Origin of the sequence: Mycobacterium sp., assembly GCF_965229105.1 — a bacterium.
GTDB lineage: Bacteria > Actinomycetota > Actinomycetes > Mycobacteriales > Mycobacteriaceae > Mycobacterium.
Genome location: NZ_OZ245858.1, coordinates 6,553,964 through 6,569,166 on the forward strand (window position 1 = coordinate 6,553,964; position 15,203 = coordinate 6,569,166).

11 protein-coding genes are annotated in these 15,203 nt (G+C 66.5%); 7 read left to right on the forward strand and 4 right to left on the reverse strand.

The window, feature by feature from the left end; genetic code table 11:
- Nucleotides 1-236 precede the first annotated feature (236 nt).
- The gene (locus tag ADBZ9O_RS30885; RefSeq protein WP_526527319.1) at nt 237-1,538 is read right to left on the reverse strand and encodes an acetyl-CoA C-acetyltransferase; all 1,302 of its coding nucleotides are present in this window, start codon (nt 1,536-1,538) and stop codon (nt 237-239) included.
- A gap of 190 nt (nt 1,539-1,728) precedes the next feature.
- Here ADBZ9O_RS30885 and ADBZ9O_RS30890 point away from each other — a divergent pair, with 190 nt between their 5' ends.
- The 3 genes from ADBZ9O_RS30890 to ADBZ9O_RS30900 all read left to right on the forward strand — a co-directional run bounded on the left by ADBZ9O_RS30890 (nt 1,729) and on the right by ADBZ9O_RS30900 (nt 5,142).
- A complete protein-coding gene (locus ADBZ9O_RS30890) occupies nt 1,729-3,090 on the forward strand; it encodes a 3-oxoacyl-ACP reductase (RefSeq protein WP_526533688.1) in 1,362 nt (453 codons plus the stop codon).
- Nucleotides 3,090-3,944, forward strand: coding sequence for a MaoC/PaaZ C-terminal domain-containing protein (locus tag ADBZ9O_RS30895; RefSeq protein ID WP_526527320.1), 855 nt, complete (start codon nt 3,090-3,092; stop codon nt 3,942-3,944). Before ADBZ9O_RS30890 ends, ADBZ9O_RS30895 begins: the two co-directional genes overlap by 1 nt.
- A gap of 217 nt (nt 3,945-4,161) precedes the next feature.
- On the forward strand, nt 4,162-5,142 hold the full coding sequence (locus ADBZ9O_RS30900; protein WP_526527321.1) for a GGDEF domain-containing protein: 981 nt from the start codon (nt 4,162-4,164) through the stop codon (nt 5,140-5,142).
- Between the two features lie 23 nt (nt 5,143-5,165).
- On the opposite strand, the gene ADBZ9O_RS30905 is transcribed toward ADBZ9O_RS30900, so the two are convergent.
- Entirely contained in the window at nt 5,166-5,804 is a 639-nt protein-coding gene (locus ADBZ9O_RS30905) for a TetR/AcrR family transcriptional regulator (protein ID WP_526527322.1), read from the reverse strand.
- A 69-nt stretch (nt 5,805-5,873) separates the two neighbouring features.
- Complete coding sequence (locus ADBZ9O_RS30910; protein ID WP_526527323.1) at nt 5,874-7,061, reverse strand: glycoside hydrolase family 3 N-terminal domain-containing protein; 1,188 nt, start codon at nt 7,059-7,061, stop codon at nt 5,874-5,876.
- A gap of 115 nt (nt 7,062-7,176) precedes the next feature.
- Between ADBZ9O_RS30910 and ADBZ9O_RS30915 the strand changes: the two genes are divergently transcribed.
- The 4 genes from ADBZ9O_RS30915 to ADBZ9O_RS30930 all read left to right on the forward strand — a co-directional run bounded on the left by ADBZ9O_RS30915 (nt 7,177) and on the right by ADBZ9O_RS30930 (nt 14,097).
- On the forward strand, nt 7,177-7,350 hold the full coding sequence (locus tag ADBZ9O_RS30915) for a DUF2613 family protein (RefSeq protein WP_526527324.1): 174 nt from the start codon (nt 7,177-7,179) through the stop codon (nt 7,348-7,350).
- Between the two features lie 58 nt (nt 7,351-7,408).
- Nucleotides 7,409-11,626 carry an alpha-(1->3)-arabinofuranosyltransferase domain-containing protein gene (locus ADBZ9O_RS30920; RefSeq protein WP_526533690.1) on the forward strand — a complete coding sequence of 1,406 codons (4,218 nt, stop codon included), beginning with the start codon at nt 7,409-7,411 and terminating at the stop codon, nt 11,624-11,626.
- Nucleotides 11,627-11,696: 70 nt separating this feature from the next.
- Nucleotides 11,697-12,614 carry a phosphotriesterase family protein gene (locus ADBZ9O_RS30925; RefSeq protein ID WP_526533692.1) on the forward strand — a complete coding sequence of 306 codons (918 nt, stop codon included), beginning with the start codon at nt 11,697-11,699 and terminating at the stop codon, nt 12,612-12,614.
- 1 nt (nt 12,615) lies between these two features.
- Nucleotides 12,616-14,097 (forward strand): AMP-binding protein, encoded by a 1,482-nt coding sequence (locus ADBZ9O_RS30930; protein ID WP_526527325.1) that lies wholly within the window; start codon nt 12,616-12,618, stop codon nt 14,095-14,097.
- Here ADBZ9O_RS30930 and ADBZ9O_RS30935 read toward each other — a convergent pair.
- Nucleotides 14,063-15,202 (reverse strand): acyltransferase family protein, encoded by a 1,140-nt coding sequence (locus ADBZ9O_RS30935; protein WP_526533694.1) that lies wholly within the window; start codon nt 15,200-15,202, stop codon nt 14,063-14,065. The two genes, ADBZ9O_RS30930 and ADBZ9O_RS30935, sit on opposite strands and share 35 nt — an antisense overlap.
- Between the last annotated feature and the right edge of the window lies 1 nt (nt 15,203).

Consider the following 15,203-nt stretch of genomic DNA (forward strand, 5'->3'; position numbering starts at 1 on the left):
CCGGGATTTTTTATGGCTTAGGTGACCGCCGCTGGATTCCCCTCATATCCAGCGGCGGTCTGTTTATCCGCGTCCACAGGGACCCGGACAAGAGGATGCTCCGTGTTGCCGTCGGGTCGGGGGGTCAGACGGCAACACGGAGCTATCCATATCATCGCTTACCCGGGCGGCCGTGTTACGAAACCCAGAGCTTATTTCTGGACTTTTTTTGAGCAACCTCGCCTGATCCTCAGACGTCAGGCTTCGAGGATGGCAGCAACGCCCTGGCCGCCCGCTGCGCAAATCGAGATGAGGCCGCGAACAGGTTTGCCCGTCTCGGCTTTTTTCTGCGCCAGCTGCTTGGCGAGCTGTGCGACGATCCGTCCGCCGGTTGCTGCGAAGGGATGACCAGCGGCCAGAGATGACCCGTTGACGTTCAGTTTGGAGCGGTCGATCGACCCCAGCGCGGTGTCCAATCCGAGCCGGGTCTTGCAGTACTCCGGCGACTCCCATGCGGCGAGAGTGGCCAGCACCACTGACGCGAATGCCTCGTGGATTTCATAGAAATCGAAATCCTGCAGCGCCAGTCCGTTGCGCGCCAGGAGACGGGGCACCGCATACGTCGGCGCCATCAACAGCCCGTCGTCTCCGTTGACGTAATCAACCGCGGCGGTCTCCCCGTCGACGAAGTATGCGAGCACCGGCAGGGCACGCTCCTGCGCCCATTCATCGGTGGCCAGCAGGGCCACCGATGCGCCGTCGGTCAACGGGGTCGAATTACCGGCCGTCATCGTCGCGTCGCCGTTCTTGACGCCGAAGACCGGTCGCAGTTTCGCCAACTTTTCTGCAGTGGAGTCCGCCCTGAGATTGTTATCGCGGTAGAGCCCGAGGAACGGGGTGATGAGGTCGTCGAAGAACCCGCGGTCATAGGCAGCGGCCATGTTCTGATGGCTGGCGGCTGCGAGCGCATCCTGCTCGACGCGCTTGACGCCCATCTGCTTGGCGGTGACGGCGGCGTGCTCACCCATCGACATGCCGGTACGTGGTTCACCATTGGAGGGGATCTCCACCCCGAGCGCTGCGGGTAGCTTGCCGACGAGCTTGAGGCGATCCACATTCGACTTCGCGCGCCGCAGGCCCAACAGCACCCGGCGCAGGTCGTCGCCGAAGGCGATCGGCGCATCGGAGGTGGTATCGACTCCGCCAGCCACACCCGAGTCGTACTGGCCCAGCGCGATACCTCCCGCAACGGCGATCGCCGACTGCAGTCCGGTGCCGCAGGCCTGCTGCAGGTCGTAGGCCGGCGTGTAGGGCGACAGGGCGCTGCCGAGGACGCATTCACGCATCAGGTTGAAATCGCGACTGTGCTTGAGCACGGCGCCCCCGACGACGGCTCCGAGCCGCTCCCCGCTGAGGTTGAACCGGTCAATGAGCCCGGTCAGCGCCGCGGTGAACATATCCTGGTTGGACGCCTGCGCGTAAGCGGTGTCGGATCGGGCGAACGGAATCCTGTTACCGCCGAGAATCGCGACCCGGCGGGCTGATGTGGTGTCGGCCACTGTGCTTCTCCAGTTCCTGTAATACCTGCACTACCGTCCAATGCCCCGACGAGGGGCTTTCACGTGTCGAGCGTCATACTACCCACCGTTCTTACTCTGGAGTAAGTTCGTGACGGATACGACAGCCCGGGTACCCCACCCGACGTACTACCCGTTTCAGTACCGCGTTTCTCACACGAAAGGCAGCGCAGTGGCTTCCGATCTGTTCACCCAAGTCGTCACCTCGGGCCCGGGATCGTTCCTGGCCAAACAGCTGGGCGTTCCGCAGCCCGAAACCCTGCGGAGATACCGCGCGGGTGAACCCCCGCTGGCAGGTTCGCTGCTGATCGGCGGGGAGGGTCGCGTCGCCGAACCGCTGCGCGCCGCGCTGGCCGACGACTACGACCTGGTCGGAGACAACCTCGGGGGGCGGTGGGCCGATTCGTTCGGCGGATTGTTGTTCGACGCGACCGGGATCACCACCGCAGTCGGCTTGAAGGCCCTCCATGACTTCTTCACCCCGCTGCTGCGCAATGTCGGGCACTCCGGCCGCATCGTGGTGGTAGGCACCACTCCTGATCAGACCGGCAGCATCGACGAGCACATCGCCCAACGAGCACTGGAAGGTTTCACCCGCTCACTGGGCAAGGAGATGCAACGCGGCGCGACGGTATCGCTGGTGTACCTGTCACCGGATGCGAAACCCGCTGCTACCGGCCTGGAATCGACGCTGCGCTTCATTCTGTCGGCGAAATCTGCCTATGTCGACGGCCAGGTCTATTACGTCGGGCCCGCCGATTCCACGCCGCCCGCAGACTGGGACCGCCCATTGGACGGCAAGGTCGCCATCATCACCGGCGCGGCGCGCGGAATCGGCGCGACGATCGCCGAGGTGTTCGCCCGCGACGGCGCGAAAGTAGTGGCGATCGACATGGCGGGTCCAGCGGGTGCACCCGATGCTCTTGCCGCCCAGGCCGCCAAGGTCGGCGGGACGGCTCTGGCCCTCGACGTCACCGCCGACGACGCCGTTGACCGCATCACCGCACATCTGCGCGAACACTATGACGGCCAGGCAGACGTGCTGGTCAACAACGCCGGCATCACCCGCGACAAGCTGCTGGCGAATATGGATGATGCTCGCTGGGATGCGGTTGTTGCCGTGAATCTTCTTGCCCCGCAGCGCCTTACCGATGGTCTGATCGCCAATGGCGCCATCCCCGACGGTGGCCGGATCATCGGCCTGTCCTCGATGGCCGGAATCGCCGGTAACCGCGGCCAGACGAACTACGCCGCCACCAAAGCCGGCATGATCGGCCTCACTCAGGCGTTGGCACCGGTACTCGCCGACAAGGGCATCACCATCAACGCCGTCGCACCCGGGTTCATCGAAACCGCGATGACCGCCGCCATCCCGCTGGCCACCCGCGAGGTGGGTCGGCGGATGAACTCGCTGTTCCAGGGTGGTCAGCCCGTCGACGTCGCCGAAACCATCGCCTTCTTCGCCAGCCCGGCATCAAATGCCGTCACGGGCAACGTGATTCGGGTGTGCGGCCAGGCCATGTTGGGAGCCTGATGAGTACCACCCGAGATCAACCCAGTGGGTGGGCGAACATGGTGCGGGCAGCAGCGGGGGCGCTGCCGTTCGTCCCGCGCGGTGACACCGTGCCGGAGCGCAGCGTCACGGTGGCGGAGCTTGCCATCGACCGCACCAACGTTGCCGCGTACGCCGCGGTGACCGGCCTGCGATATGGCGACACCGTGCCGCTGACCTATCCGTTCGCGCTGACCTTCCCGATCATGATGTCGTTGGTGTCGGGATTCGACTTCCCTTTCGCCGCAATGGGTTCGGTGCATATCGAGAACCACATCACGTCGTACCGGCCGATCGCGGTCACCGATACCGTCGGGGTGAAAGTGCATGCCGAGAATCTGCGCGAACACCGCAAGGGTCTACTCGTCGATCTGGTCACCGCCGTCAATGTCGGCAATGACCTGGCCTGGCATCAGGTGACCACATTTCTGCACCAACAACGGACCAGCCTGTCCGATCAGCCCAAATCGCCGCCCCAGAAGCGACTCAAGCTGCCGCCCCCCAACTCCGTCCTGCGCATCTCCCCCAGCCAAATCCGGCGCTACGGAGCCGTCGGCGGCGATCTCAACCCCATCCACATGAACCCGATGGCCGCCAAACTTTTCGGCTTCCCGACCGTGATCGCACACGGGATGTTCAGCGCGGCTGCGGTACTGGCAAATATCGAAGGTCAGCTACCCCCGGCCGTTCGATATTCGGTGAAATTCGGCAAACCCGTACTGCTTCCCGCCAGCGTCGGACTGTATGTCGACCGGGTCGAGAGCGGTTGGGATGTGGTCCTGCGCAATATGTCGAAGGGTTACCCGCATCTGACGGGTACCGTCCGGGCGCTTTAGCCTGCAAATAGCTCTGGAGTCCAATCCTGCCCACTTGGTACTGTCGATGATCATTTAGCTGTCAGGCTCTGCACACCTGCCGAACCGCGGATCATTGCTGAACGGGGCGAGGACGTTGGTCATTCCGCTGCTCAATCGATGGTGGCGACAACCCAGCCACTACGACTGGCTCAGCGGTTATCTTCATGCCCGCGGTATCAGCGGAGCAGCGCGCGCCATGATGGCATCTATCTCGGCCTCGTTATCGCTATGCCTGGTCGTCCTGCTGGTCAGCACCGACGCTCCGCTGGGCGCGCTGCCGGTGGCCATGACCTGGACGGCGTTCGCGGGCGGGGTGGCCGGTGCCATTCTCTGGATCGTGCGCTGGCCCACGCATGGCCAATCCGTCGCATTCGCGGTGGCGACCAACACCTCGATCGCGCTGGCCTGCCTGGCACATCCGAATCCCCTGGCTGCACTGATCGGCTGTATCGCGTTCGCGACCAGTGGCGCCTATGTCGCGTTCTTCCATACCTCCAAGTACGTGTTCTACAACTTCACGGTGGCTGCTGTCGTCGCTCTCTACCAGGCGGCCAGGTTGGCGGCGGAGGGGCACGCGGGACTGGCCGCCGTCGACTTCTTCCTCGTGCTTCAGGTCAATATCGCGTTGCCTCTTGCCATCACGGTGCTGATCAGGGCGCTGGGCAACGACCTCGCTCATGCCGACAGCGACCCATTGACCGGTCTGCTCAACCGGCGGGCGTTTCAACACCAGGTGCTTGGCCTCCTGCTGGCGCGGCCCGCGCCCAACATGTTCCTGTTGGTCGTCGTCATCGACCTCGATAACTTCAAGGCGATCAACGATCGCTATGGTCATGCGGCCGGCGATCAGGCCCTGGTCCAGGTCGCCCGGGCGCTACGGTCGAGCACGCGCGAGACCGCGATCATCGCGCGCAGCGGTGGCGAGGAGTTCATCGTCGTCGATACGTCCTACGCCAGCGACCCTGCGCCCCTGGCCAAGCGGCTCTGCGAAGCGATAGCGAACCTCCCGATCCCCGCCACCGCCAGTGTCGGAACCGCCTACGCGCCGCTACACCACGCCCACGACGGCGCCTACCAATCGCTGATCGACAATCTGATCACAGCGGCCGACGAGGCGATGTACAACGCGAAACGACTCGGCGGGAACCGCTCACACCATCACGGCACCATGCGCTGAGCGGCGCGATCAACCCGTCGGTCTCAACCCCAGTGCGCGGTGACCGAACTCGCCTCGGTGCCTTCTCGGTCCGCGGGCTTACCCTTCAGCCCACGCCAGAACAGATTGATCAGCAGCTCGGCGGCATCATGGACGTCGACGTCGCCGGTGCTGACCCGGGTCGCCACCGCCTCGCCCGCGCCGACCAGTGCAATCGCTGTCATCTGGAAGTCAGCTTCCGGCTGCGGGTTTCGGGTACCGGCACTGAGCATCCTGGCGACCAGGTCGATGATCCGCTCACGCCCCTCGCGGACGGTATGTGCGAACGCCTGAGAGCTGGTGGCCTGGGTGTACAGCACGATCCACGACGCCCGGTTGGCATCGATATAGCTCAGGAAGGACAGGATGATGCCGCGCAACATGTCTTGCGGCGGCAACTTGAAATCGATATCGGCGCGTACCGCGTCGATGAACCGGCCGAGCTCGCGGCTCAGGCAGGCACCGAACAGTTCCTCTTTGGAGCCGTAATAGAGATAGAGCATCGGTTTGGAGATCTCCGCTTTCGCGGCGATCGCGTCCATCGATGTCTCGTGATAGCCGTTGATGGAGAACACCAGAACGGCAGCGTCCAGCATCTGCTGCTCACGGACAGCGCGCGGCAAGCGCTTGGTACCACCTGCCATACGCCCTCCAACCTGTGCTGATCCGAACCCAGGGTAAGCAATGCGCGGCCGTTTTGTGAGACGGACCGTTCAGCAGTGTGGGTTGGGGCCCTTGAAACCTGCCACCCGCAGGACGGAGTTGTCCACCGCAGGCATCGCCAGCTCGCCGGCAGCGACCGCCTTTTCCAGCCGGTCCAGCACGGCGGGCACCTCATCGGTGGTGACCCATAACGCCACATCCGCTCCGGCCTGCAAGCTGCGCAGGACGGCCTCGGCGACACCGTAGTGGGCGTTGATGGCCGCCATCGACGACAGGTCATCGGTGAACACCGGACCATTAAACGGTGGGCCGCCGTAGCCACCGCTACGCAGCAGGTCGTAGGCGGGAGCGCTCAGGCTGGCCGGATCGGTACCTGTCAGTCCAGGCACCTGCAGATGACCGACCATCACGGCGACCGGCGCCTCGGTGGTCAAACTCCGATACGGCACCAGATCATTGGTCTGCAGCTCGGCCAGCGCCGGCGTGACCACCCCACCGGTGTGCGAGTCGCCAGAACCGTGACCGTGACCGGGGAAATGTTTGAGGACCGGGAGCAGTCCGGCGTCACGCAGGCCGCGGGCATAGGCGCCGGCGTACTCGGTGACCACGGCGGGATCCGAACCGAAGGACCGATCGCCGATCACCTCGTCGTCGGGTTCTGTCGTGACGTCGACGACGGGCGCGAAGTCGACGGTGATACCGAGCTTGCGCATCGCCTGACCGCGCGCCAGCGCGATTCCGTACACCTGATCGGGCGTCTGGGTCTGCGCCAGCACTCGCGGCGACTCCTGGCTGCCGATCAGCGCGGACAGTCGCTCGACGCGGCCACCCTCCTCATCGACGCTGACCGCGAGCGGCAAGGGACTGGCGTTGCCTGCGATCTCGGGCAACGATCCGTCCGAGAGCATCGACAGGTCCGTCCAGCTGCCGATGAAGATGCCGCCGACGTGATAGTCGGTGACCACCGCGCGCGCGTCGTCGGCGCCGGTGACACCGACCATCAGTAGTTGCGCCAACTTGTCGCGGGTCGACATCGCGGCGAGCATGGCCGCTGGGTCGCCGCAGGCCTGCGGGGCCGGCGCGGCCGGAATCGTGTTGGACGCCGGCGCGGCGGTATCCGATGTCTGCGCCGACGGGGTGGCGGACGCCGGTTGCGGCCCCGACGAGCACGCCATCAGCAGAGCGAGTGGTGCCGCGACGGACACCAGCGTTCGGGTCTGCACTCTCCAGAAAGCCATACCCCACTGTTTCATGACGCTCCGCGCGCCGATCGCGCGATCCGGGGCGTCACTCGTGCCGTGCTAGTTTGGCGGGCGACCCGAACATCCCTTCCACTGTCAGCGAGGAGCCCCCATGACCCGTTTTGTGGTGCCAGCCGTCGCGAGCCTTGTGGTCGGCCTGCTCCTGGGTGCAGCCGGGGTCTTCGGGGTGACGCTGATGGTGCAGCAGGACACCAAGCCGCCCCTGGTCGCAGGTGATCCCGCCTCGTCGGTGCTGAACCGCGTCGAGTACGGCGACCGCGGCTAGGCTGATCGACCTGTCCGAACCGGCCCGCGCGGATGGGCCGTCTCCTCTATCTACGGCACTGTCCCGGCGCTGGCTGTGGGCCGTCGGTGCGGTCTCGCTGGTTCTGACCTTTGCCCAGTCGCCCGGACTGATCTCACCTGATACCAAACTCGATCTGACCGCGAACCCGCTGCGCTTTCTGAGCAGGGCGGCGAACCTGTGGAACAGCGATCTGCCGTTCGGCCAGGCCCAGAATCAGGCCTACGGCTATCTCTTCCCGCACGGCGCGTTCTTCCTGGCCGGAGACATGGTCGGGATACCCGGCTGGATCACCCAACGATTGTGGTGGGCGCTACTGCTGGCAGCCGGATTCTGGGGTCTGCTGCGCGTGATGGAAGCCGTGGGTGAGCGGGGTATCGGCACCACCGCGTCCCGCGTGGTGGCCGCGACGGCGTTCGCCCTCTCCCCGCGGGTGCTCACCACGCTCGGCTCGATCTCATCGGAAACCCTGCCGATGATGCTGGCACCGTGGGTACTGCTACCCGTCATCCTGGCGATGCGTGGCGACAGTGGCCGGTCCCTTCGGGTGCTGGCTGCCCGCGCGGGGTTGGCGCTGGCGTTGATGGGGGCTGTCAACGCGGTGGCCACGCTGACCGGGTGCCTGCCCGCGATCATCTGGTGGGCCTGCCACCGGCCGAACCGGCAGTGGCTGCGCTTCACCGGGTGGTGGCTGCTGACCAGTCTGCTGGCGGTGCTGTGGTGGGTGATCGCACTGGTCCTCCTCGGCCGGATCAGTCCACCGTTCCTGGACTTCATCGAATCCTCCGGCGTCACCACGCAGTGGACGTCGCTGACCGAGATGCTGCGCGGCACCGACAGCTGGACCCCGTTTGTCGCTCCCACCGCCACCGCGGGCTCCACGCTGGTGACCGGGCCTGCGGCCATTCTGGCGACGACACTGGTCGCGGCGGCGGGCCTGGCGGGACTGGCATTGCGGACGATGCCCGCTCGCGGCCGACTGGTCACGATGTTGCTGATCGGCATCGTCGCGCTGGCGGTCGGCTATTCGGGTGGGCTCGGCTCGCCGCTGGCCCATCAGGTGCAGCTTTTCCTCGATGCGGGCGGCGCCCCGCTGCGCAACGTGCACAAACTCGAACCGGTCCTGCGGATACCGCTGGCGCTGGGGCTGGCGCACCTGCTGGGCCGGATCCCGCTACCGGGCAGCGTGCCCCGGCGGGAATGGATCCATGCGTTCGCCCACCCCGAGGACGATAAACGCGTCGCCGTCGGCATCGTGGTGTTGGTCGCGCTGACCGTCAGCACGTCGATCGCGTGGACAGGACGCCTGACCCCACCGGGTGCCTTCACCGGGATACCGGACTACTGGCATGCCGCCGCAGACTGGCTGACCGAGCACAACACCGGCACACCGACGCCTGGCCGTGTCCTGGTGGTGCCAGGCGCCCCGTTCGCCACCCAACTCTGGGGCACCAGTCATGACGAACCACTGCAGGTGCTCGGCGAAAGTCCCTGGGGGGTAAGGGATTCCATCCCCTTGAATCCGCCGGAGACGATCAGGGCGCTGGATTCGGTCCAGCGGCTTTTCGCGGCGGGCCGACCATCGGTCGGACTTGCCGATACCCTGGCTCGCCAAGGCATTTCCTACGTCGTGGTGCGTAACGATCTGGATCCCGATACGTCCCGCTCGGCGCGACCCATCCTGGTGCACCGCGCCATCGACGGGTCACCCGGACTGGACAAAGCGGCGCAGTTCGGTGACCCGGTCGGCCCAGGGACCCTGGACGGATTCATCACCGACAGCGGCCTGCGGCCCCGCTACCCCGCCGTGGAGATCTACCGCGTGAATACACCGACCAACCCGGGTGCGCCCTATCTCACCGACATCGATGCGATGACGCGCGTCGACGGCGGGCCCGAAGTTCTTCTGCGCCTTGATGAACGGCGACGGCTACGCGGACAACCCCCGATGGGTCCGGCACTTCTGACGGCCGACGCGCAACGCGCCGGCCTGACCGCACCGGTGGTCACCGTCACCGACACCCCGGTGGCACGTGAGACCGACTACGGCCGGGTCGACGATCACTCCTCTGCGGCCCGCGCCGAGGGCGATCTGCGCCATACCTTCAACCGGATACCCGACTATCCGGTGCCGGGCGCCGCTCTCGTTCAGGGCGGTTGGGCCGGTGGCCGCCTCAGCGTGTCCAGTTCGGCCGCGGATTCGACAGCACTGCCATACGTGGCGCCCGCGACGGGTCCGGCCGCGGCCATCGACGGTGACAGCGGAACCAGTTGGGTGTCCAACAGCCTGCAGGCCGCGGTCGGACAGTGGCTGCAGGTCGATCTCGAACACCCGGTCACCAACGCGACACTGACCATCACCCCCAGCGCGACGGCGGTCGGTGCACAGGTCGACCGGGTCCAGATCTCTACTGCCAACGGCACTTCCACGCTGCATATCGACGAGCCGGGCACTCCGCTGGCCGTGGCACTGCCCGTCGGGGAGACACCCTGGGTCCGAGTCACCGCAGTCGGCACCCAAGACGGTTCCAGCGGTGTGCAGTTCGGCATCACCGACCTGGCCATCACTCAGTACGACGCTTCGGGGTTCGCACAGCCGGTCAACCTGCGCCACACTCTCCTGGTCCCCGGACCACCGCCGGATTCGCAGGTCAGTGAGTGGGACTTGGGCTCTGAGTTACTGGGCAGACCGGGGTGTGCGGCATCGCCAGACGGTGTGCACTGCGCAGCCTCGATGGCGCTGGCCCCGGAAGAGCCGGTGAATTTCAGTCGTACGCTCACGGTTCCAGCACCTGTCAACGTGCTCCCGACGGTCTGGGTGCGTGCCCGTCAGGGCCCGAACCTGGCCGATCTGATCCGCCAGCCCGGTACCACCCGCGCCGACGGCGACTCAGATGTCATCGATGTGCTGGGGTCGGCGTACGCCGCCACCGACGGTGACCCCGCGACCACGTGGACCGCTCCGCAACGCAACGTCGGGCAGCGCAGCGCACCCTCGCTGACGCTGACCCTGCCGCGCGCCACCGAGGTCACCGGGCTGGCGCTCACCCCGAGCGCCTCACCGCTGCCGACGCATCCGCGGCTGGTCGCCGTCGACCTCGGCGACGGGCCGCAGGTCCGCGCGCTCGATCACGATGGGCGGCAGACCATTTCGCTCAAACCCAGGGTGACCAACACCGTCAAGATCAGCCTGTTGGACTGGGACGACGTCATTGACCGGACCGCGCTGGGCTTCGACCAGGTCAAGCCGCCCGGCCTGGCCGAGGTGGCAGCGCTGGGACCGGATGGCAAGCCGATCGGCGCCGCCGACGCAGCCACCAACCGGGAACGGACGATCACCATGGCGTGCGGTCAGGGCCCCGTCATCGCCCTGGCCGGCCGGTTCCTCCAGACCTCCATCACGACCACTGTCGGTGCCCTGCTCGAGGGTCGCCCCATCGCCGCGCAACCCTGTGACCGGGCACCGGTGGCGCTACCGGCCGGGCAGCAGGAGTTGCTGATCAGCCCCAGAGCCGCCTTCACCGTCGACGGGGCCACCCTGGCCACCCCGCTGGCCGCCGAAGTATCCAGTGCCACAGAAACTTCCGTCGAGACCGGCGCCTGGACCGCCGATCACCGCGAGATCCGGCTGCCTGCCGCAGATCAGGCGCGGGTCCTCGTCGTGCCCGAGAGCACCAGCCCGGGATGGTCGGCCAGAACAGCGGACGGGACGGTGTTGACCCCGGTCACCGTCAACGGCTGGCAACAGGGTTGGGTGGTCCCCGCCGGTGGCACGGGCACCATCACCTTGAGCTTCGACTCAAACCCGCTGTACCGCATCGGGCTGGCCGGTGGGCTGATGCTGCTACCGGTGCTGCTGCTCTTGGCACTGTGGCCGGTACGACGCCCGCGTCGCGACGATCAACCGGTCTCGCCGTGGCGCCCGGGAACGTGGGCTGTGGCGCCCGTTCTCGTGGCCGGCGGGCTGATCGCCGGCGTGGCAGGCACCCTGGTGTTCGGCGCGGCCGCGGCGGGGCTCCACGCGCTGCGGGATCGCCCCGGCTGGTCCAAGACCCTCACCCTTGGCGGCACCGCGGGTGGGCTGATCCTGTCGGGGGCGGCGCTGGCGCGTCATCCCTGGCGCTCCGTCGACGGTTACGCCGGCCACTCGGCCTGGGTACAGCTGATGGCGCTGATCGCGGTGGGTCTGTTGGCCGCATCGGTGGTCATCTGGAGCAGACCGGCCGATTCCCCGGAACCGGAAGCAGGATCGCCCTAGCATCGGCTGGGTGTCATCGGTAAGCACGGTTGCAGGACCGCTCACAACAGATCAGCTCGGCGTCACCTTGATGCACGAGCACATCTTCATCCTCTCACCGGAGATGATGGCGAACTATCCCGAGGCCTGGGGTGACGAGGAGGCCCGGGTCGCCGATGCGGTCACCCGCCTGCGCGAGCTCAAGGCCCGCGGCGTCGATACCGTCGTCGATCTGACGGTCATCGGCCTGGGCCGCTATCTGCCCAGGGTCGCCCGCGTCGCCGCCCAGACTGACCTGAATATCATTGTGGCAACCGGGGTTTACACGTTTAACGACGTGCCGATGCACTTCCACTACCTCGGGCCCGGCGCCGAATTCGGCGGCGATGAGACCATGACCGCGTTGTTCGTCCGCGATATCACCGAAGGTATCGCCGACACCGGGATCAAAGCCGCCATCCTCAAGTGCGCGACGGACCGACCAGGGGTGACCCCGGGGGTCGAGCGGGTGTTGCGCGCCGTGGCCGCCGCGCACCGCGAAACCGGGGTGCCGATCTCCACGCATACCCACGCCGGAACCCGCCGCGGCCTCGAACAGCAGCGCATCTTCGAGCAGGAAGGCGTCGACCTGTCCAGGGTGATCATCGGCCACTCCGGCGATTCCACCGATATCGGCTACCTCGAAGAGTTGATCGCCGGCGGTTCGTATCTCGGAATGGACCGGTTCGGGCTCGACTTGTTGCTGCCATTCTCCGACCGGGTGGCCACCGTCGCGACGATGTGCGAGCGCGGTCACGCCGACAAAATGGTGCTCTCCCACGACGCGATGTGTTTCTTTGATGCACTGCCGGAGGACATGATCTCTACTGTCGCACCGAATTGGCACTACCTGCATATCCACAACGACGTACTGCCCGCGCTACGGCAGCGCGGGGTGACCGACGAGCAGATCGACACCATGCTGATCCACAACCCGCGCAAGATCTTCGACACCACGGGCGGGTACTGACATGGGCGAGCTGACCCCGCCGATCGGCACCCAGATCTCCGCCCTGGCCGCACAGGCACCCGACGCGCCCGCCGTCACCGCGGCCGGTCGCACCCTGACCCGCGCCGAACTGGATGCGAGCACCAACCGGCTGGCCCGCGCGTACGCCGGACTCGGTGTCGGAGTGGGCGATTACGTGACGATCACCGTGCCCAATTCCATCGAGTGGATTCAGGCCGCGGTCGCCTGCTGGAAGCTGGGCGCGGTCCCACAGCCGCTCGCCCCACGGATGCCCGACCACGAGTTCGCGGGGCTGCTGGCGCTGCGACCACGCGCCCTGATCGTCGGCAGAACTGACCCGTCCGGTGTCATCCCCAGTGTGCCAATGGATTTCATACCGGACGCCGGCCTGCCGGATGCGCCGCTGCCCGAGGCGGTGTCACCGGTGTGGAAGGCGATGGCCTCCGGCGGCAGTACCGGGCGGCCGAAGCTCATCGAGGCAGGTGGGGACAGCCGGGTCCCGGCGGCCATCGGATATCCGCTCGGTGCCGTCGAAGGCGATGTCAACTTGGTGTCGGTACCGATGAGCCACAACACCGGGTTCTCTGTCGCGGTGGTCGGCCTGCTGATGGGCCATCACCTGGTGCTGATGGCACGTTTCGAGGCGGCCGAGTTCCTGCGCCTGGTCACCGAGCACCGGGTGACGTTCCTGGCGACGGTCCCGACCATCATGCAGCGTTTGCTCCCGGTGTACCGTGCCGGCGCGCACACCTACGACCTGTCGTCGATCCGGCGGTTCTGGCATCTCGCCGCACCCTGTCCCCCGACGGTCAAGGCGGCGTGGATCGATATCGTTGGGCCAGAAGCGGTGTGGGAGCTCTACGGCGGTACCGAATTGCAAGCCATGACATTCATCGACGGAGTGCAATGGCTGACGCACCGCGGTTCGGTCGGCACCGTTGTCACCGGTGAGATGAAGGTGCTCGACGACGAGGGCCGGGAATGCGCACCGGGCGTGGAGGGGGAGATCTATATGCGTCCCACCCCGGGCAGTGGACCGACCTACCGCTATATCGGCTCGGAGGCCAAGTCCCGCGACGGTTGGGATTCGCTGGGCGATCTGGGCTGGTTCGATGCCGACGGGTTCCTCTACCTTTCCGACCGGCGGGTGGACATGTTCACCGTCGGTGGGCGCAACGTCTATCCCGCCGAGATCGAGTCGACCCTGGGCGCACACCCGGATGTGCTGTCCTGCTTGGCTTTCGGCGTGCCCGATCCGGGCGATCTGGGCCAGGTACCGCATGTTCTGGTCCAAGCCGCCGACAATTCAGCGCTGGATGAGGCGGGCGTTGTCGACTTCCTGAGTCAGCGACTGGAGGGTTATAAGGTGCCCCGGGCGGTGGACTTCGTCGATACCCCACTGCGTGATGATGCGGGTAAGGCGCGTCGCTCGGCGGTGCGCGCCGATGTCATTGCGCGACAACAGGCTCAGGTGCGTCACTGACCGAACTGTCCAGCGGCGGTGGCGGCTTATCGGGCGTCGACGCGCGGTATTCCCAGCGCCGCAACATCTGTCGGCACGGCGACTCGACAAGCGCATAACTCACCGCCGCGATGGCGAAGCCGAAGATCAACGTCAACGCCAGCACCACCGGCAGGTGGCCGTTGAAGGCGAACTCCCCGATCACAGGAAAGACCATCGCCAACGCGGCCAGATGCCAGACGAACAGGCCGTAGGACCAGCGACCCAAGGTCACCATCACCGGGTGGGCGAGGATGCGATGCGGGGTATCCGGCCGGTCCAGGACCAACGGTGCGATCAAGGCGCCTGCCAGTATCGCGCCCATCGCGGTCTTGACGGCAAATTGACTTGCGGTCCCGGGGATCAGCCCCTCAGGCCCCGCCACCGGTGAGGCGGCCACCAGGTAAGCGACGACGGCGATACCCGCCATCAGCAGCCGGTTCCTGGCCAGCCGATGCGCCAGGCCGGGGGAACTGACGGTCCACTCGGCGAGCAACATGCCCGCGGCAAACCACGAGCTGAACGCCGGCGGCCAGTTCAGCGGGTTCACCCCGACCGGCGCGTCGTAGGGCAGCGCGGCCATCGCCGCGCCCCAGCCCCAGCTGGCCACGGCGACCGCCGCGATCACCGGGATCCGGGCCCGCACGGGTAGCCGCCGCGCCAGCAGTGCGAGCACCGGCAGCACCAGATAAAAGCTGACCTCGACCGACAGGCTCCACATCTGGGTCAGACCGCCGGTCAGCGTCAGCGGCACATAGATCTGGGTGAGCGACAGATTCGCCAGCCACACCGTCAGGTCGGCGTTGGAGGCGTCCGGCAGCAGCGCCAGGATCACCACCACCGCGACCAGGTAACCCGGCATGATCCGGACGATGCGGGACCGCAGGTAGTGACCGGTCGCCGGCTGACGGCGGAGCCCGCGGACCGCGGCGGCATGACCCCGCCACAGCAGGAAACCCGATAGCGCGAAGAACACCGCGACCGCCAGATCGAAGCGGCCGAACAGCCGCCCACCGACCCCGCTCGAATGCCCGGTCTGAAACGCAACGTGGGTGATGACGACCCCGATGGCTGCGCAGGCACGCATT